Annotated in this window: 18 protein-coding genes; 13 read left to right on the top strand and 5 right to left on the bottom strand. The window is 52.9% G+C overall.

Annotation, left to right across the window (positions count from 1 at the left end):
- Position 1 precedes the first annotated feature (1 nt).
- From ACNRUY_RS00165 to hutX, 6 genes are all read left to right on the top strand, one after another.
- Positions 2 to 937, top strand: coding sequence for a heme/hemin ABC transporter substrate-binding protein (locus ACNRUY_RS00165; RefSeq protein WP_488109607.1), 936 nt, complete (start codon positions 2 to 4; stop codon positions 935 to 937).
- Positions 927 to 1,973, top strand: coding sequence for a FecCD family ABC transporter permease (locus ACNRUY_RS00160; RefSeq protein ID WP_488109606.1), 1,047 nt, complete (start codon positions 927 to 929; stop codon positions 1,971 to 1,973). Before ACNRUY_RS00165 ends, ACNRUY_RS00160 begins: the two co-directional genes overlap by 11 nt.
- 1 nt (position 1,974) lies before the next feature.
- Positions 1,975 to 2,766, top strand: coding sequence for a heme ABC transporter ATP-binding protein (locus ACNRUY_RS00155; RefSeq protein ID WP_488109605.1), 792 nt, complete (start codon positions 1,975 to 1,977; stop codon positions 2,764 to 2,766).
- Positions 2,767 to 2,829: 63 nt separating this feature from the next.
- The gene (locus ACNRUY_RS00150) at positions 2,830 to 3,750 is read left to right on the top strand and encodes a ChaN family lipoprotein (protein WP_488109604.1); all 921 of its coding nucleotides are present in this window, start codon (positions 2,830 to 2,832) and stop codon (positions 3,748 to 3,750) included.
- A gap of 166 nt (positions 3,751 to 3,916) precedes the next feature.
- The gene (gene hutW, locus ACNRUY_RS00145) at positions 3,917 to 5,356 is read left to right on the top strand and encodes a heme anaerobic degradation radical SAM methyltransferase ChuW/HutW (RefSeq protein WP_488109603.1); all 1,440 of its coding nucleotides are present in this window, start codon (positions 3,917 to 3,919) and stop codon (positions 5,354 to 5,356) included.
- Positions 5,357 to 5,370: 14 nt separating this feature from the next.
- On the top strand, positions 5,371 to 5,931 hold the full coding sequence (hutX, locus tag ACNRUY_RS00140) for a heme utilization cystosolic carrier protein HutX (RefSeq protein WP_488109602.1): 561 nt from the start codon (positions 5,371 to 5,373) through the stop codon (positions 5,929 to 5,931).
- Between the two features lie 104 nt (positions 5,932 to 6,035).
- On the opposite strand, the gene ACNRUY_RS00135 is transcribed toward hutX, so the two are convergent.
- The 4 genes from ACNRUY_RS00135 to sfsA form a co-directional block, all read right to left on the bottom strand.
- Positions 6,036 to 7,151, bottom strand: coding sequence for a hypothetical protein (locus tag ACNRUY_RS00135; protein ID WP_488109601.1), 1,116 nt, complete (start codon positions 7,149 to 7,151; stop codon positions 6,036 to 6,038).
- Positions 7,152 to 7,512: 361 nt separating this feature from the next.
- Entirely contained in the window at positions 7,513 to 8,619 is a 1,107-nt protein-coding gene (locus tag ACNRUY_RS00130) for a DegT/DnrJ/EryC1/StrS family aminotransferase (RefSeq protein WP_488109600.1), read from the bottom strand.
- Positions 8,616 to 9,554 (bottom strand): Gfo/Idh/MocA family protein, encoded by a 939-nt coding sequence (locus tag ACNRUY_RS00125; protein WP_488109599.1) that lies wholly within the window; start codon positions 9,552 to 9,554, stop codon positions 8,616 to 8,618. Before ACNRUY_RS00125 ends, ACNRUY_RS00130 begins: the two co-directional genes overlap by 4 nt.
- A 126-nt stretch (positions 9,555 to 9,680) precedes the next feature.
- Positions 9,681 to 10,409: a DNA/RNA nuclease SfsA gene (gene sfsA / locus ACNRUY_RS00120; RefSeq protein WP_488109598.1), complete on the bottom strand. Its 729-nt coding sequence runs from the start codon at positions 10,407 to 10,409 to the stop codon at positions 9,681 to 9,683.
- A 422-nt stretch (positions 10,410 to 10,831) separates the two neighbouring features.
- Between sfsA and dksA the strand changes: the two genes are divergently transcribed.
- Complete coding sequence (dksA, locus tag ACNRUY_RS00115; RefSeq protein WP_488109597.1) at positions 10,832 to 11,275, top strand: RNA polymerase-binding protein DksA; 444 nt, start codon at positions 10,832 to 10,834, stop codon at positions 11,273 to 11,275.
- Positions 11,276 to 11,416: 141 nt separating this feature from the next.
- Positions 11,417 to 12,331: a tRNA glutamyl-Q(34) synthetase GluQRS gene (gene gluQRS / locus ACNRUY_RS00110; RefSeq protein ID WP_488109596.1), complete on the top strand. Its 915-nt coding sequence runs from the start codon at positions 11,417 to 11,419 to the stop codon at positions 12,329 to 12,331.
- Here gluQRS and ACNRUY_RS00105 read toward each other — a convergent pair.
- On the bottom strand, positions 12,326 to 12,958 hold the full coding sequence (locus tag ACNRUY_RS00105) for a MarC family protein (RefSeq protein WP_488109595.1): 633 nt from the start codon (positions 12,956 to 12,958) through the stop codon (positions 12,326 to 12,328). The two genes, gluQRS and ACNRUY_RS00105, sit on opposite strands and share 6 nt — an antisense overlap.
- 257 nt (positions 12,959 to 13,215) lie before the next feature.
- Here ACNRUY_RS00105 and ACNRUY_RS00100 point away from each other — a divergent pair, with 257 nt between their 5' ends.
- The 5 genes from ACNRUY_RS00100 to ACNRUY_RS00080 all read left to right on the top strand — a co-directional run bounded on the left by ACNRUY_RS00100 (position 13,216) and on the right by ACNRUY_RS00080 (position 19,243).
- Entirely contained in the window at positions 13,216 to 13,938 is a 723-nt protein-coding gene (locus ACNRUY_RS00100) for a hypothetical protein (RefSeq protein WP_488109594.1), read from the top strand.
- A gap of 37 nt (positions 13,939 to 13,975) precedes the next feature.
- Positions 13,976 to 14,584, top strand: a complete 609-nt coding sequence (locus ACNRUY_RS00095) for an alpha-ketoglutarate-dependent dioxygenase AlkB family protein (RefSeq protein WP_488109593.1) — start codon at positions 13,976 to 13,978, stop codon at positions 14,582 to 14,584.
- 84 nt (positions 14,585 to 14,668) lie between these two features.
- Positions 14,669 to 14,845, top strand: coding sequence for a hypothetical protein (locus tag ACNRUY_RS00090; protein WP_488109592.1), 177 nt, complete (start codon positions 14,669 to 14,671; stop codon positions 14,843 to 14,845).
- On the top strand, positions 14,835 to 17,876 hold the full coding sequence (locus ACNRUY_RS00085; protein ID WP_488109591.1) for an ATP-binding protein: 3,042 nt from the start codon (positions 14,835 to 14,837) through the stop codon (positions 17,874 to 17,876). The genes ACNRUY_RS00090 and ACNRUY_RS00085 overlap by 11 nt, the downstream gene beginning before the upstream one ends.
- Complete coding sequence (locus ACNRUY_RS00080; RefSeq protein ID WP_488109590.1) at positions 17,873 to 19,243, top strand: sigma-54-dependent transcriptional regulator; 1,371 nt, start codon at positions 17,873 to 17,875, stop codon at positions 19,241 to 19,243. The genes ACNRUY_RS00085 and ACNRUY_RS00080 overlap by 4 nt, the downstream gene beginning before the upstream one ends.
- Positions 19,244 to 19,254 lie beyond the last annotated feature (11 nt).

Genomic DNA, 19,254 nt, shown 5'->3' with positions numbered 1-19,254 from the left:
TATGAAAGCCCTTATTATGAAAAGAGTGCTCAAGCCCCTGGCCCTGGCCAGCCTGTATTCCCTCACAGCCCTGCTGCCCTTTTCTGCACAAGCCGATAAAAACGTCAGTCATCGTATTGTTAGTGCAGGCAATGGCGTTACTGAGATCATTTATGCCCTCGGGGCCGGAGACCAGGTGGTGGCTGTGGATGCCACCAGCTCCTGGCCTTCACAGGTCAACCAGCTGCCCAAACTGGGTTATCACAAGCAGTTATCTGCCGAAGGGATTCTGGCCCTGAAACCAGACCTGCTGATTGGCACGGAAGATATGGGACCACCCTCCACTCTGGCACAACTGGAAAGTGCTGGCGTTCAGGTGGAGGCCCTCGACCTGAAACATACGCCGGAAAGCATTAAATCCCAGATCAGCGAACTCGCCACCCTGCTGAACCGGAAAGAGCAGGGCACCCAGCTATGGCAGAAAATAGACGCATCCCTTAAACAGGCAAAGACTCTGGCAGAAAGCCACCCGAAAAAAACACAGGTGATATTTGTACTGGCCCTGGGTGGCCGGTCTCCCACCATTGCCGGCAGTGGCACGGCGGCCAATGCCATGATAGAGCTGGCAGGGGGGAATAACATTGCCGCCCACCAGTTCAAGGGATACAAGGCCCTTTCCAATGAGGCCCTTTTGCTACTGGCACCCGAAGTGATCATTTTTCCCGGCTCAACCAGCAACCCCGACATGACACCGGCCGCTCTGCTGAAACAGCTGCCCATTCTCAAACAGACACCGGCAGGCCGCAATGGTCGTATAGTGGCAATTGATGGTAACCTCCTGCTCGGCGGCCTTGGCCCACGCACCGGTGAAACCGCACTGGCCCTGGCCCACTCTTTCTACCCGGCCTCCAGCCTTGAGCCAAGCAAAGAAGGTAAGTCCTCTTCCAATGAATCGTAGTCGTCAGGCGACACTGCTGTTGACCTCACTGGCAATCCTGCTGCCAGTGATGGTAATAGTGTCCATCGGAACAGGGGCTGTTCCGATTCCTGCAGGAGACATCCTTAACACCCTTCTTGACCGGGTTGGTATTACCCAAAACACCGCCCCCAGCCAAACGGTTCTGATCATTGAGTCCATCCGGGTTCCAAGAACCCTGCTGGGATTGCTCGTTGGTGGCTCACTGGCGGTGGCGGGCGCTTCCATGCAGGGGCTTTTCCGTAATCCCCTGGCCGACCCCAGTATCGTCGGCGTAGCTTCCGGTTCCGCCCTTGGGGCCGGAATCGCGATTGTTCTGGGCGGAGTCCTGTTTGCCGGTGCGCCCGAACTGATTCAAAGCTACAGCGTCTCTATCCTTGCCTTTGGCGGTGGGCTGGTCTCCACCTGGCTGGTGTATAAAATCGGCACCACCGACAACGGCACCTCCGTGGCCACCATGCTTCTCGCCGGAATTGCCATTGGCGCTCTGGCCGGGGCCGGTATGGGCATGCTGAACTACATTGCCGATGACACCCAGCTGCGCAATCTGACTTTCTGGCAAATGGGCAGTCTGGGGGGCGCTACCTGGAACCTGGTACTGATCTGTCTCACGCTGCTGGGGCCGGTCATGGTGATTCTGGGACGTTATGGACAGGTATTGAATGCCCTGCTGCTGGGTGAATCCGAAGCCCGCCACCTGGGCATTGACGTCCAGAAGGTCAAATTCAAACTGATTGTACTCACCGCCATGGCCGTTGGTGTCTCCGTTTCAGTCAGCGGTGTCATCGGCTTCGTTGGTCTGGTGGTTCCCCACCTGATCCGCCTGGCGGTTGGCCCGGACCACCGTATTCTATTACCGGCCTCAGCCCTGCTGGGCGGTATCCTGTTGCTGGCTGCGGATATCGTTTCCAGAACCATTGTCGCACCGGCAGAGCTGCCCATCGGCATCGTTACCGCCCTGATGGGCGCACCGTTCTTCCTGTCGCTGTTGTGGCAGCAACGCAAGAGGATTGCCTGATATGGACACTCCGGATACCCGCTGCTTATCCATCAACAACGTCTCGGTTGAAGTGGGCGAAAAAACCCTGCTTCAGGACATCAGCCTGACCCTTAAGCCAGGGGAAGTCCTTTCTGTACTTGGCCCCAATGGAGCCGGTAAAAGCACGCTGATGAAGGTGATCAACGGCGAGCGGAAACCGTCCCGCGGAGAAGTGGTGCTCAATGGCAAGAGCAACTGGCCCTTGAACCAGCAGGCACTGATGCTGGGTGTACTCCCACAGTCGTCTTCATTGAGTTTTCCCTTTACCGTGGAAGAAGTGGTGTTGCTGGGACGAATACCCTGTACCAGCGACCGGGAGCAGAATCTCGCCATCACCCGGGAAGCCCTGAGGAAAGTGGATGGCCTGCATTTACAGGATCGCCAGTACACCACGCTGTCCGGCGGTGAGCGCCAGCGGGTGCATATGGCCAGGGTACTGGCCCAGATCTGGGATCCCTGCCCCCTGGGACAGCGCTACCTGCTTCTGGACGAACCCACTTCCGCCCTGGACCCTGCCCACCAGCAACTGACACTGAAAATGGCCCGCCAGGAAGCGGATGACAACGGCATCGGAGTACTGGTGATCATGCACGACCTGAACCTGGCCGCCCGCTATTCCGATCGAATCGTGATTCTCAAAAATGGCCGGATGGCTGCAGAGGGGACACCCCACCATGTGCTCACTGCAGAAACCGTCTATTCTGTATTCGATATTGATGTCAGTGTCTCAGAACACCCGGTCTATGATTGCCCCCTGGTAGTGAATCATTAACAGGGGATAAGACCGGTTCACGGGTTTGTGGTTCTGATGTCACGGCAACAGGACCACGAACTTATGAAAGTGAACACAATGCATCCCTGTCGAGCACTGTACTGGCTGCCGATTCTCCTCCTGGCGGGCTGCGTCACCCATAAGCCACTGCCACCCGACCCGACTGCCACTGTATGGAGCCATAAGCTCCAGGACTGGGTAACGCCCTCTGTCATGACAAGGCAACTGCCCTCAGCCAACTACCTTATTATTGGAGAGCTTCATCAAAGCCCTGAAATGCAGGAACATCTGCTGGACCTGCTGAAAGCATTAAAACGGGAACAGTGGCTTGAGCGAATCGCCCTGAGCAACTTACCCCCAAACCCGGACTCCAGTGAACAGAGCGCCCTGGAACAACTGAATAACCTGCCACCCGCTCTAAAAGAGCGCTATCACCCAATACTGTCCTGGGCTGAACAGAATAAAGTCAAGATTACCGGTGTCGGAGTCCCCCCAGAGAAAATGAAAGCTTTGGCGAAGAGTGACGGGCAACAATGGCTGAAGCATCAAACCTCGGGAGTACTCTCTGCGCCCAATGAGCAAAAGCTTCGGAAGACCTTGCAAACTTCACATCAGCCTCAGACCTATGATTCATCCCGGATTGACCACATGGTGAATGCCATGAAGCTTCAGGACTTCGTGATGGCCCGCTCAGTCACTGCAGCCAAAGAGCATACCGTGTTGATCACTCCAGCGTTTCATGCCCGTCATGATATGGGCGCAGGCAATTACATTCAGAAGCTGGACCCGACAGCTTCGGTCATTTCCATTGTCATGTTCAGCCCAATGGACACCGAAACACCTCTGGAGGGACTACTTGCCAACCTGAAACCCCATTACGACTATATCTGGTTCCAACCGGCCGGAAAGCCTATGCTGATCGCTCCGCAGCCGCTGGAAAGTGTCAGTCCGCAGGAGACCCCGCCTAGCCCGAAGACATACTGAACGGCTCTTTTGAAAAACCAGTGGTTATCTGACCGGATAACCACTCCCTGTTCAATTTATACCCCCATAAGAACTCTTACCTGAAAGGCCTCGGCTTACCGAATAAAAGCCCGGTTCTTTTGTTGATTTGTATCAATTGCACTCATTAAGACTAATACGAATAATAATGGTTCTCATTTTTTTAAACTACTTCCCTATTATGGTTTCCAGACACTCACTGGGTCCCGAGCTCACCGGGATATCATCGCCTGACCCTCTGAAATTTGCCTTTGCCGGCAAAAAGTCAGCGCATACCCACAGCCGCTCAACTCCTGTTCCGGAAGACCGTACACAGGATACTTACCGTCAACTGATGGCCACTGAGAGCACTAAGCCCTCTGGAAAGCGCCTGGCCTATTTTCATATTCCCTTTTGTCGAACCCACTGTTCCTACTGCGGCTTCTTTCAGAACACCACCAAAAAAGACGAAGTCGCCCGTTATGTAGACTACCTTGAGCGGGAAATCCGCATGTCCGCCCATGATGCCTGGACCCAGAATGGCCTGTTTCATGGCATTTACTTTGGAGGGGGCACCCCAACAGACCTGAGCCCGGAACAGATTCTTCGACTTGGCCGGGCGATCCGTGAATCCCTGCCCCTGGCCAATGATGTAGAAATGACGTTTGAGGGCCGCTTCCATGGTTTTGATAACGACAAGGTAGCTGCCTGCCTGGAAGCCGGGTTTAACCGGTTTTCCCTGGGAGCCCAGAGTTTCAATACCACCCTTCGCCGCCGGATGAGCCGGATTGACCCGGGGGAGTTTCTGCTGGAAAGGCTGGACTATTTCAACAGCCTGAATAATGCCGCGGTCGTCGTCGACCTGATGTTTGGTCTGCCAGGGCAGACACTGGCGGACTGGGAAAAGGACCTTCACACTTTTCTGCAATCCGGTGCTCACGGAGTGGATCTGTACCAGCTGATTTTATTGGGCTCCAGCCGTATGAAGCAGTCCATTGAAAAAGGAACAATGCCAGAACCGGCCAGCTCTCCCGAACGTGCTGACATGTTCCGCCTGGGGGTGGAAACCCTGACTGAGCACAAAGTTGGAAGGCTCAGCGTTAGCCACTGGGGGCGAGATACCCGTGAACGCAATATTTATAACCATGGCGTGAAAGCAGGCGCTGAAATCATGCCCTTTGGCTGCGGTGCCGGTGGTAATTTTGCCGGCCACAGCGCCATGCTTCACCGCAGCCTGCCCGGCTATTACCAGGCCATCGATGCAGGTCAAAAACCCATCATGGTGATGAGCGCTTCAACCGGTAACAAACCTCTGTTGTCCACCATCGGTGCGGGTTTTGACCGGGGCTGGCTGGAACTGGACAAACTCAACCGGGCCGGCGGTGATGCCATGGCCGAACACTGCATGCCGCTGTTCGAGGCCTGGCAGGAAAACGGATTGGCAACGCTTCATCGAAAGAGCCTTCAGCCCATTCTGGATCTGACACTGGCGGGCCAGTTCTGGAACGTCACTATGCACCAGGCACTGATCAACTTCCTGGAGCAACACCCGGTTCCTGACAATACCCCCAAACAGAAAACCGACGAAACAACGGAGAAAGCCGCATGACACCGGCGAATCACATGCCCGCAGCAAAAGAAAAACCGTTTGCGACAACCTCAACCATGAACAACAACCAAACCAGCTGCTTTTCACAGCAAGTAGCGGAAATACTGGCTGAAAACCCGGCAATCCTGCCAGCAGAAATCGCCAGCCAACTGAATGCCAGCGAGCTGGAAGTCATTCAAGCCATGCCCGAAGAAATGGTGACACGGATTGATGCGGCTCATTACCTCGATGTGCTCAGAGACATCAAAACCTGGGGAGAACTCACCCTGGTCATCGATGTCGACGGATCCATCTTTGAACTGGTCGGACACTTTCCCAAGGGGGGAGAAAAATTTGGCTACTACAACCTGAGCGATAAACGCACGCCCCTGAAAGGTCATCTGAAACTCGACAATGTGGCAACCATTGCCCTGGTCAGCAAGCCTTTCCACGGCGTAGAAACCCGCTCAGTCCAGTTCCTGAGCAAACAGGGTCGGATGCTGTTCAAGGTCTACCTGCGCAGGGACAAGGAGAAAAACTTCTTGCCCGAGCAGCTGGAGAAGTTTGAAGCATTGAAGAAACTGTCCGGACAATAATCAAATTAGCCCGCCTGTTGTATGCAGTGCCGAGCCTCTCGCAATCGGGGGTTCGTCCCAGTTCAAGCCGAGCCTGACAACGACCCTGCTCAAAAGCCCATGGATCATCGTATCGAGGTTTTCAGAAGTGTTTCCAAAAACACATCAAAGCTTACCGAACCATCCAGAGCTGTAGCAACACTATTGCTTAATTGAGGTAGCTTCTCCAAAAATAATTTCGCTAACTCACCCTGTGCCTGACCATCAAATGCTTTTTCCATTGAATCTTGAAAACGAGTAAGGCTTAACTTGGCAATCTCAGAAAATGAGTCCAGTTTTGGCTCATCCCGGCAATAACCACAATGCCCGGGTCTACCTGTTTCACAAAACTCTGGAAATTTCATGACCTTTGTAGCCTCCACTAAACTTCTTGACCAACCATCAACCAGCATTTCCAGAATTACTGAGGTCAACAGAGCATCATCATTCAATTTATCACCTGCGTTTGCTTGCTTCATCCAATACAGTGGATGGTGATCCTCTTTAGAAAGATGTTTCTGGATCACCCGGTGGGATTCTGTACCCTCTGCAAACAAAGAATTTTTATCGGCACGAGGTGTTGCATAAAGGACGGAAATTAATCGATATCCATGTACCAGATCTATTTCATCATGCTGAATGCTAAATAAAATGCCAGCCGCCGTCTTGCAGGCATCAAAATCCAGTTCACTAACATAGCTGCACGCATCATCATCCGGGCCTTCTTCGACAAATTTAGAAAAATCATGACGAAGTATCCGGTCTCGAAGATGTTCATAAACCACCTCAACGGATTCCGGCGTCGTCATATAAGAGGCAACAGACTCTTTGACCGATGGGTTTTCCAGAACAACTCCTCCAAAAAACTTCACCAGTAAAACATGTAGAACATTATCCACATCACCGTAATCGCCAGCACCTGGTAATTTCATTACATCATCTAATTGAGAAGATGTAATATTTGTACCCTCCCATTTAGACTCAACGGCTTCACAGAGCGCCTCTTCTTTTTCCAGTTTTAGTCGGAAGTACTCACCCAGTGTTTTTCCTTTATGATCATTTAGCACTCCACGTAACTTTGAGCTGGCTTCACTTTCCCAGGTAAAAATAGGGGCTGCTGAAATACTCAAAGGCAAGCTGGACAACACTATAGACAACAAGAGTACTGCCCGGACAACACTAAAACGATACACTTGAGCCATAAATGATTTAACCTCACATCTCATAAATCAGGTTTCGAATACGGGGATTATGAAAGATAGTTCATCAAATGAATGATAGAGGCAAAAGGCAGCCATATTTTTCAAAAACACAACCGTTAACCCGCATATTGCATGAAGTGTCGAGCTTGTCGCTCTGCTATTTTTTCGGCTGACACATTTTGTCGACACATTCATGCTTATTGCCTGGATTTGTCGACAAAATACTGTCATGGCGGAAAAAGAGCTAGCGACAAGCCGACGAGCACCCCTATGACAAATTGTCTTTTTACGCTTTTCTCCTACACCCCTTGAAAGACGTGGGATAATCGCTTTTTCATAGCGGCTTCATCCAATATGCGGGTTAACCCGACATAAATAACGTCAAAGCCTGTGAAACCTGTTGAACCTGCTCCTCTGTCATCCCTGGATAGATCGGCAAAGAAAGGCAGTGCTCTGCCAGTTGCTCACAAACCGGCAGTTCAAATCCCTGAACGGGTCTCTGCAATGCTTTCTGCCGGTGCAAAGGCAACGGATAATAAACCGCACTGGCAATACCGGCGCTGCTGAGTTTTTCTTTTATTTCATCCCTTCTCTGAGTCACCACCACCGTGAACTGGTGATATACATGATGACAGTCAGAAGGCTGATCAGGGCAGATAACCCCCGACCCAGCCAGAAAATCCCGATACCATTGGGCGACCAGCCTTCGGTGATCATTAAAGCGCTCTATGTGCCTTAATTTAACGTGCAGCAGTGCGGCCTGAATCTCATCCAGCCGGCTGTTATAGCCCACCTGGTCGTGGATGTATTGTTGAGAGCTTCCATGGTTTCTCAACGCTTTCAAATGGTCCGCAATGTCCTGCTGATCTGTAGTGACCAATCCTCCATCACCGAAGCCGCCCAGGTTTTTGCTGGGGAAAAAGCTGAAGCACCCCATCAGCCCGAATGTCCCGGTTTGTTGCCGTCCATAGCGCGCACCAAAAGACTGGGCACAATCCTCCAGCAGAATCAGGTCATGGCTGTGGCAAATCTCCTGAATTAAATCCATAGGCGCTGGCAGCCCGAACAGGTGGACAACCAGAACGGCACGACAGCGGGAAGTAATACTCCGCTCCAGCTCCCGGGGGTCAATGTTGAATGTGTTCGGATCAATATCCACCAGTACCGGGATTGCACCGACTCTGACGATGGCCTCTACCGTGGCGAAGAAAGAAAATCCTGTGGTCAGCACTTCATCTCCCTTGCCAATACCCGCAGCGTGGAGAGCAAGCACCAAAGCATCTGTACCATTGGCACAGCTGATGGCGAATTTCGCCCCAAGGTAATCCGCAACTTCGTCTTCAAACTGCCTGACCTCATTCCCCATGACATAGCGACCACTTCTGAGCACCTGCACCGCTGCCTGCTCAAGTTCTTCCTGAACAGGTGCATGCCATGCCTGCATATCAACCATAGGAATAGTCGTCATGGCTGACCTTCAGCAATAATCCGGGATATTTCATGGCCAAGCGCCAGGGCGTTGCGCCCGTCCTCTCCAGAGACCCTGGGCTGGCCAGAGCCGTTTATGCAGTGGAGGAAATCCTCTATCTCCGACTTCAGGGCATCATCATCCTGAAAGGTTTGCTCCTGACACTCAATGGCAGGAATACCCGGATAAAGCTCACCGTTTCCCTTGGCAAAACAGCTGACCTTAAGGTTTTGAAAATCAACGCAGATGCAACCATAATCCTGAAAAATGCGCATTTTTCGCTTGGCTTTCTGACTGATCCTGCTGGCTGTCACATTGGCTACACAGCGGTTTTCAAAGGTCAGTCTTGCCTGGGCAATATCGATGGAATCGCATAAAACAGCGGTGCCGTTTGCAGCAATATCCACCAGAGGGGAGTCCACCAGGCTCAGGATAATATCCAGGTCATGAATCATCAGATCCATAATGACATTGACGTCCATTGAACGGGGCTTGAAAGCCGCCAGCCGATGGGATTCGATAAACCTTGGCTGATGCACCTCAGACAGCACACTCCCCAGGGCGGCATTGAAACGCTCCAGAAACCCCACCTGCAGCACCAGGTTGTTACGGCGCGCCAGGCCAATCAAGGCTTCTGCCTGTATCACATTGGACGTAATGGGTTTTTCCACCAGCACATGGACACCGGCATTCAGGAAGTCACTGGCCACCTCATAATGACGGGTCGTGGGCACCACCACACTGACCGCATCCACTTTTCCGATCAGCGCCCGATAATCCCGGTAGTACTGAGTGCCGCAATCCGTTGCTACACTCTGGCCACAGGACTCATTGATATCCGCAACCCCAACCAGTTCACTGCTTCCCAGGTGAGCATATTTGCGGGCATGGAATTTCCCAAGATACCCTGCTCCGATGACCGCTGTTCTGATCATGGATGTCCATCTGTCGCTTCGGATGAAATAAGCAGTAAAGATAGACAGAATTCCTGATTTCGCTGTTATTTTCTCTTTTCAGTGCCCGGCAGCCTGCTGTAAGCCCCACAGGCTGCCAGATCAATATCACAACAAAACGGGCAGCGGCTTTACCAGCTCAATGCTATCCGGTGACATTTCCGCGCCCCAGGCCAGTATTTCAACACCGCTTGCAACCGCCTTTTTCAATTCCAGGGCATACTGTGGGTCAATGTCTTCAGCCACTGACACCCGGTCAATCCCCGTATGCTGAACACAGAAAAACAGTGCGGAGCGGGCACCGGATGCCCGAATCTGGGCTAACTCCCGCAGATGTTTTGCCCCGCGACTGGTCACTGCATCGGGAAACAGTCCCAGCCCCTCACCCATGGCCAGAGTGACACTTTTCACTTCCACATAACAGTCCGGTAATCCCTCCTGCTCCAGCAGAAAGTCAATTCGACTGCGCTCTTCCCCATAGCGAACCTCCCGACGCAGAGAGTGATACCGGGAAAGTTCTGGAACCCCCTGAGCGTTCAGCAGCTCCTCCACGAGTTTGTTGGCGACTCCGGTGTTCAACCCTGCCCTGGTCATCCGTTCCTGTCCCTCAAACATCACAGGAATTTCAGCCTGCTCCCAGGTACAGGGATACTTGCGTTTCGGGTTACCAGAGTCCGAGTACCAGACCTTTCGGCCAGGGTAAAGGCAGTTTTTCATGGAGCCGGTATTCGGGCAGTGCAGCGTGATCGTAGAACCATCTCCCCGTTCAACATCGGCCATAAACCGCTTGTATCGTCGGAGAAAACGGGCTTCCTGGAGGGAATGTGTATACTTCATTACAAAATTTCATTAATTTATTTATTGATATTCTAAACTAGAATTTTATGATGTCAGTTGACCTGTCTTCCTTATCATCAGGTCAGCATTCACAAACCCGGTTATGTTGACCTGAGTGAATGTTTTAGTCGTAGCCAGACAGCGGATGACATTTTTTTATGGCGTCTTGCCATGGGTTTTGGTAGTTTCTCCGCTTCTGTGAGGAAGGCAAGAGGCAAGTGCCAGGCGCTTTTGTTCGTCACCAGGCACCCTTTATGTCAACTAAACCCAGTGTTGACCTTAGCTTTCAGGGAGCCGGGTAGCCGGCGGAGACAGGGGTATCGTACAGGCCGCATGGAGCGCCTTAAGCGAATACCTCCGGATGGAGAGACCAGGTAAATGAATAACCTGGCTCATGAATAGAAGGTGGTGAGGCTGTAATCATGTCAGCACAGAAAAACGCGGATGCAGGCAACCTGCTCAAGTCTTTTACCCCATACCAGGAAAAGGATGGGGAAGAGTACATGAACGACCAGCAAGTCGAACACTTCACCCAGATCCTGCTGAACTGGAAGCGGGAACTGATGGAAGAGGTGGATCGGACGGTTAACCACATGCAGGATGAAGCGGCTAACTTCCCTGATCCTGCTGATCGCGCCAGCCAGGAAGAGGAGTTCAGTCTGGAGCTGCGAACCCGTGACCGTGAACGCAAGCTCATTAAAAAAATCAACCAGACGCTGGGCCGTATCGAAGAAGATGACTATGGCTACTGTGACAGCTGCGGTGTCGAAATTGGTATTCGTCGACTGGAAGCACGACCGACAGCAACACTCTGCATTGACTGCAAGACACTGGCTGAAATCAAAGAAAAACAGCTGGGTTCCTGACCCAGCCACCAGGGGCGCTGCCGTGAACCGATTGGGTTTACACGGCAGCCGCCTATCTGTCGCTGACCGCTTTTGACATCTGCAGCTGGAGACATCAGGCCTCAGAGATACCCCCCTGAGGATTGCCCATACACGCCCCCCATGCCACCTGAGAAAGCCCACCCCTACACAGGACGTTTTGCTCCATCCCCTTCCGGCCCATTGCACTTTGGCTCACTGGTAGCAGCCCTCGCCAGCTATCTGGATGCCCACTTCCACCATGGGCGCTGGCTGGTTCGTATGGAGGACATTGATCCTCCCAGGGAACAATCCGGTGCAGCAGACCTGATTTTAAGGACACTGGACGCCTATGGCCTCCACTGGCATGACTCAGTGCTCTACCAGAGTCAACGCAGCCAGGCCTACGACGATATACTGGAACACCTTCTTGCCAGTGATCAGTTATACCCATGCACCTGTACACGCAAAAAGCTGGCTGGACTCAATGGTGTTTATCCAGGCTACTGTCGGCCCGGCGTCGGCTCACACCCTTCTCTCCCGTCAGAGCCTTATGCCCTGAGGTTAAAGTGCCCTGATCACTGTATCCACTTCCAGGATCGTATCCAGGCGAACCAGAACTTTGACATCCAGGCCCTGGGGGATTTTGTTCTGAAACGCAAAGACGGACTGTTTGCCTACCAGCTGGCGGTCTGTACAGACGATGCCTTCCAGGGGGTTACTCATATCGTCAGAGGCGTAGATCTGCTTGACTCCACCCCACGGCAGATACACCTTCAGACCACGCTGGGGTATAGCCATCCCGTGTATGCCCACATTCCTGTTATCACCCAGACTGCCGGAAACAAACTCAGTAAACAGAACCATGCACCAGCCATCCCCCTGGATGAACCCCGCCCACTGATGATCATGGCCCTGACAGCTCTGGGCATGCGCCCGGAACCGGATCTGCCGGCCTGCAGCCTGGAAAACATTCTCAAATGGGGGATACAGCACTGGTCAACCAGCCACCTGGCTGGCCGCCGGGAAATTGCCTGGGACAGCCTGCAAAACCTATAAAGAAGAAACAACGGACATTGTTTTAAACGCCCCAAACATCCCTTCAATAAACATTTGCACACCAATCACTGCCAGTATAAGCCCCATTAACCGGGTAATAATCTGTAAACCATTGTTGCCTATCAGCCGGACCAGCCGGTCTCCAAACACAAAACAGAAGAAGGTAACCAGGCACAGTATCAGGAATACAGCAATGGTACTGACCACTTCAAACCAGCCACCGGAAGCCGCAAAGCTCATGGTGGCAGCAATGGTCCCCGGACCGGCCAGTATTGGAACCGCGAGAGGCGATACCGCCAGATTGTCGGGGTTCTTGTGTTGCGAATCATGCAGAGCTGAACTTTCACCGTGCAGCATGTGATATCCGATGATGAAAACCAGAATGCCGCCCGTCAGCCTCAACGCAGGCAGAGTAATTCCAAAAAAATGAAAAATGGCTTTTCCAAGGGCCGCAAAAACCAGAATGATCGTAAAGGTCAGAATCAGAGAACGCCTGGCCACCCTCGCTTTTTCAGCCGTACTCAGGTGAGAGGTCAGGCCGACAAACACCGCCGTATTCGCCAGAGGGTTCATAATGGCAAAATAACTGAAAAAAACCGTTATAAGATGTTCAATCACCTGGGACATGATCTGACCTGAATGAAAAATAGGTGAAACTTTTCCTGCCAGACAACAACAGCCCGCGTCTTACGGACTCTTTTTTGGCTTTTGCAGTGCCATTCTGAACAGGGTCATGATATATATGGGGGTAATAATGATGATGTAAAGCAGTCTTTCAAAGATGTGTTCAAGGAGCGAATATGTCCAATGTCCGTACTGTTCCCCTGAAAAAAACGCTGTTTCTAAAGACTTTCTTAACGTTTTTTTCAGGATTCACCCTCTGTATGGTTGCCATACAGGCGCCTGCAAGCACTCTGGCTTATGCCCCAGGTAATGCAATGGGCACAACTGAGGGTCATGGGATCAAGGACTATTCCCAGTTCTGCATAAAAACCCGGCGGGACCGGGAACAGTTAATACGAAAAGATCCAGCCATCGCACTGGAACATCCCATCCATACCCTCAACTCCGCTGCCTGTTTTACCCCGGATGAAAACCTGCTGTTCGTCGCCAACATTGAGGCCCAGAACATACTGGGTCCCCATGCGCCCTGGTATCAGGAAATCAGCAACGACTTCAAAAAGCGGGTGACGGAAGCCTGTAACATCATGGGGTACAAAAATAATGAAATCAGCCGGGCCTTCGACCACTGTGTGGAAAGTCGCCATGAAGAGCTGATGGGACCCTATGAAGAAAAGTTCATCAAAGAGTCCGGAAATTACTTGAGAAAACGGCAACAGATCGCCGACAGCCTGATTGTCCGGTGTGATGCATCCCTGAGCGTCAAACGTAAACGCCTGCCGAAAGAGATGCGCTTTCCCGTGGCCTGGTACAACCCGGACAGCCGCTCTGTTCCCAACTGGCTCCTGGAAGAAAAGATGAACGATGACCAGTGGCTGGAAAACATCGGCAGACTGAAACTCAATGATATTATGCAGGATGTTCTGGGCAACGATTGCCCCGGAGAAATGGTGTACTGGGTCACCTATGATACACCGGGGCTGTAGATAGAAAACAGGTGCCCCCAACCAGCAGTTAAGCAGTATGACGGACACAACCCCATCAGCAATAAAAATCCTGCCCTGGCCAGACGCCACAGTATTGTTCTGGCCATCCATTGCCAGTGAGTCTGCCTGCCAGGCCTGGTTTACCCGGCTGCTGTCTGATACCCCATGGCAGCAGGACTCCATCAGACTTTTTGGTCAAACACACCCTCTGCCCCGACTTCAGGCCTGGTTTGGCGATACAGGGACCGATTATCACTATTCAGGACTGACCCTTTCACCCCGTCCATGGACACCTGTATTAGACGAAATCCGGCAACGGGTTGAACAGATCTGCCATCACCCATTTAATTCGGTCCTGTTAAACCTTTACCGCACCGGCAACGACAGCAATGGCTGGCACAGTGACGATGAGCCGGAACTGGGCAACCAGCCGGTGATTGCCTCTTTCAGCCTGGGGGCCACTCGGCGATTCAGAATGAAGCACAAAACGGACCCGCGAATAAAAACGCAGTCCATTGATTTACCCCATGGGTCCCTGCTCTTGATGAAAGGTGATACCCAGAAATGCTGGTCACACTGTCTGGCAAAAACCGCCCGCTCCGTTACCCCCAGAATCAACCTTACCTTTCGGCAGATAAAACAATAGGTTATATCTACATAATCACTTTGCGGTTTTCCCTCATAAGCTTTACCATGTTCGCCCGAAAGCTCTAAAACGTACGGGTGTTCCATGTATATTTACCGTCTCGTTCTGCTTCTGGTGATCGGAATTTACCTTTTCTCTCCAGCCATCATGGGCTGGTGGATTACATTTGGCGAACGCTGGTATCAACCATGGATTCTCTGGCTCATCTTGATCGCTGCCGGCTTTATCCTGCAGATCCGGGGACAGAGTGATGAGCTTTGAACTGGAACAGATAATTCTGGTCAGCGTTGTCTATCTGCTGGTACTGTTCCTGTGTGCCTGGGCGACAGACCGGGGAATGATTCCTAAACGAGTGGTCCAGCATCCGGCCACTTATGTGTTGTCTCTGGGTGTTTATGCCAGCAGCTGGGCATTTTACGGCAGCATAGGCATAGCCCACGACGACGGTTATGTGTTCCTGGGGTTTTATTTTGGCCTCAGCGGAGCCTTTCTATTAGCACCGGTTCTGCTGGTACCTATCCAGAAAATCACCTCCACCTACCAGCTCAGCTCCCTTGCGGATGTTCTGGCCTTTCGCTTTCGAAGCCCAGTGGCAGGCACACTCAGTACTCTGCTTCTGCTGTTCATCGCACTACCGCTGTTGGCGCTGCAGATCCAGGCGGTTTCGGACAGTATCTATCTACTGAGCGACACCTCTTCGCCGGAAACCCTGGCCTTTGGATTCTGCGCTCTGGTCACCCTGTTTGCTATGCTGTTTGGTACCCGTCACCTGGCCAAACGGAATCAACACGATGGGCTGGTGGTGGCCATCGCTTTTGAGTCACTGCTGAAACTGTTGATTATGATGTTGCTGGGCGCCGTTATTATCTTCCAGATCTTTGACGGACCCGCTGGCCTGAATGCCTGGCTTGAGTCCCACCAGGACGTGATTATCGGCATGAACTCCCACCTGGATGACGGACCATGGCGTACCACCCTGCTGATGTATTTTGCCTCTGCCGTGGTGATGCCCCATATGTTCCATATGACCTTTGCGGAAAATCGCCACAAACGGTCGCTCTACACCGCCAGCTGGGGCCTCCCGTTTTTCCTGCTGTTGCTCAGTATCTCCACGCCCCTGATTCTCTGGGCCGGACTGAAAATGGGCAGCCCCATGTCCCCGGAATTTTTCCCCCTGGCCATCGGCAATGCCCTTAACAACCCCTGGTTGACCATGATCGCCTACACCGGAGGGCTCTCAGCGGCCAGTGGCCTGATCATTGTCACAGCCCTGGCATTGTCGTCAATGCTGCTGAACCATCTCATCCTGCCGGTTTACCAGGCAAGGCCGGTTCAGGTCCAGACCAACATTTACCGCTGGCTTACCAATGTAAGGCGGGTATTGATTGCCGCTTTGATTCTGTCCTCCTATGGCTTTTACCGCCTGCTCCACAATGAAGTGGATATGTACAGCCTCAGCATCGTCGCTTATGTGGGAGCCCTCCAGCTACTGCCAGGCACGCTCTCCACTCTTTACTGGGGGAAAGCCAACCACCGCGGTTTTATCTGCGGTATTCTGGCCGGTTCTGCCGTCTGGTTTTTCACCCTGATGCTGCCCTTGACCATGGGGCTGGAGCTGTTTCCCATTCGCAGTGTGCATTTCGGCACCATCACTAACGACGGCTGGTATATTGCTGCCGCCTCATCCCTGCTGATCAATGCCCTGGTGTTTTATCTGGTCAGTAGCCTGACCCCCATGAGTGACGAAGAAAGCAGCGCTGCCGCCGCCTGCCTGGTGAAGGAAGTGGGCCGCCCCGAGCATAAACTGCCCAAGGCACGGTCTGCTTACGAATTCCAGGAAATGCTCAGTGCCCCTCTGGGTCCCGTAGCGGCCCAGACAGAAGTCAACAAGGCTCTGGGTGACCTGAATATGCGGCCGGACGAACACCGTCCCCATTCACTCCGACGACTGAGGGAGCGAATTGAAACCAACCTGTCGGGACTGATGGGCCCTTCCATTGCCCACGATATTGTCGACTCCTTTCTCCCTCTGGACGTCGACAATGACTACGTAGCCCAGGACATCCATTTCATGGAATCCCGCCTGGAAGCCTATCATTCAAGGCTGACCGGCCTGGCAGGGGAGCTTGACAGTCTCAGGCGCTATCACCGTGATACCCTGAACAGCCTGCCCATGGCGGTCTGCTCTATCGACTACTCAACCAGTGGTTTGAATACCGACTTATCAAGCGACAGGGGAGAGGTCATGCTGTGGAATCAGGCCATGTCCAACCTGACCGGCATCCCACCGGGAGATGTGCTTGGAATCCCCCTGAAAGCCATACCGTCCCCCTGGAATCACCTGCTCAGTGACTTTATGGACTATCCGGAAAACCACCTTTACAAGCATCAGGTCGACATTGCGGGAGCCACCCGCTACTTCAATCTTCATAAAGCCTCCATTCAGGCCCCAGTTTCCGGCACCGGAGGCAACCAGGTCATGCTGCTGGAAGACCAGACCGAAACCCAGATGCTGGAGGAGCAGCTGTTCCACAGTGAACGACTGGCGTCCATTGGTCAGCTGGCGGCTGGAGTCGCCCATGAAATAGGCAACCCCATCACAGGCATTGACTGCCTGGCCCAGGAAATGCAGCTGCTATCCAGTGACGATGATATCCGCCAGGTTTCCGGCCAGATTCTGGAGCAGACCAAAAGGGTCAGCCAGATTGTCCAAACCCTGGTCAGCTATGCCCACAGCGGCCAGAACCATCAGCAGAGGCGTGGCAATAACGAAGTCGCCGCTCCCGAACCGGTTGACCTTCACGCCTCTATTCAGGAAGCCATCAGCCTGTTGCAATTAAGTCACAAAAACAGCCAGATTGAATTTCGTAATCTTTGCCCGGAGGGCCATCAGGTCAGCGGCAACCGACAGAAGCTCCAGCAGGTCTTTATCAACCTATTGAAAAATGCCGCAGACGCCTCTGACAGTGGCGGCGCCGTGACAATACACAGCTCTGCCAGCCCCCATACGGTTACAGTCCACTTTGAAGACCAGGGACATGGCATCCCGAAAGCCATACAGGAAAAGTTGTTCGAGCCGTTTTTTACCACCAAAGAGGCTGGAAAAGGCACCGGCCTGGGACTGGCGCTCACCTGGAATATTATTGAAGAACATTTTGGCAGTATCCAGGTGATCAGCCCACTTGATTCAAAGAGCCATCGTGGCTCAGACTTTATTATCTCGCTGCCACGTTATGAGCAGGAACCGCTCGACGTTGAGCCGCATTTGGAACACCAGGGGAATACCGCATGAGCCAGGGTCAGATTCTGATAGTTGAGGACGAAGAAATCATCCGGGCATCGTTGCGCAGATTGCTGGAGCGCCAGGGATATGCGGTCAGTGACGCTGAATCGGTCCAGGAAGCCCTGGCCCTGTTCCAGCTGAAAGACTTCTCTCTCATCATCAGCGACCTTCGGTTGCCCGGCAGACCGGGCACGGAGTTGATCACCCTGGCGGAAGGCACCCCTGTACTGATCATGACCAGTTACGCCAGCCTGAATTCAGCCGTCTCCACCATGAAACAGGGGGCGGTGGATTATATTGCCAAACCGTTTGATCACGCTGAAATGCTGCAGAGAATCAGTGAGATCTTTGAGAAGCAATCCCACAGGGATGAAGCGGAACCAGAGCCCGCCATGGACACCATTGACCCTTCTGATAACGGGTTTAACGGTATTCTTGGCCAGTGCGACGCCATGAAACTGCTGTTCCGGCAGATCCGGAAAGTAGCGCCCACCGACGCTACCGTACTGATTCAAGGCGAATCCGGTACCGGTAAAGAGCTGGTCGCCCGGGCTATTCATGAGAACAGTAAACGCGCCAGTGGCCCGATGATTTCGGTCAACTGTGCCGCCATCCCGGAAACCCTGATTGAATCAGAACTGTTTGGCCATGAGAAAGGCTCATTTACCGGGGCCACAGCGGCCCGCACTGGCCTGATTGAAGCGGCCAATGGCGGCACTCTGTTTCTGGATGAAATCGGTGAGCTGCCCCTGGAAGCCCAGGCCCGGTTATTGCGGGTACTCCAGGAAGGGGAAATCCGCCGGGTAGGTTCTGTGCAATCGCAGTCCGTGGATGTCCGCCTGATTGCCGCAACCCATCGAAATTTACGCCAACTGTCGTCTCAAAACGAATTCAGGGAAGACCTCTATTACCGGCTCAAAGTGGTTGAGCTGAGAATTCCGGCACTTCGCGAACGGGGCAATGACATTCTGATGCTGGCCGGAAAACTGCTGGAGCGAACCTGCAGGAAAATGGAGCTGGAGCTGCTTTCCTTTGCACCGGAAACCATGGCAGCCATGTCCCAGTATCAGTGGCCCGGTAACGTCCGGGAGCTGGAGCATGCCATTGAGCGGGCGGTGATCCTGTCGGAAGACACCATCATCACTCCGGAAAATCTGGATATTGAAGTCAGGGTCAAACAAACGCTGTTCCGCCAGGATTCAGAAGAGCTTCAGGATGGCCTGACCCTTGAGGATTACTTTCAGCGCTTTGTACTGGAACACCAGGACCAGATGACCGAAACCGAACTGGCGCAAAAGCTGGGCATCAGCCGGAAAACTCTCTGGGAAAGACGCCAGCGCCTGGGGATTCCCAGGAAAAAAACGTCGGCGTCATAAGTCAGGACAGC

The organism is Endozoicomonas sp. Z74 (genome assembly GCF_057680865.1).
This window is presented reverse-complemented; position numbering and strand designations above follow the sequence as displayed.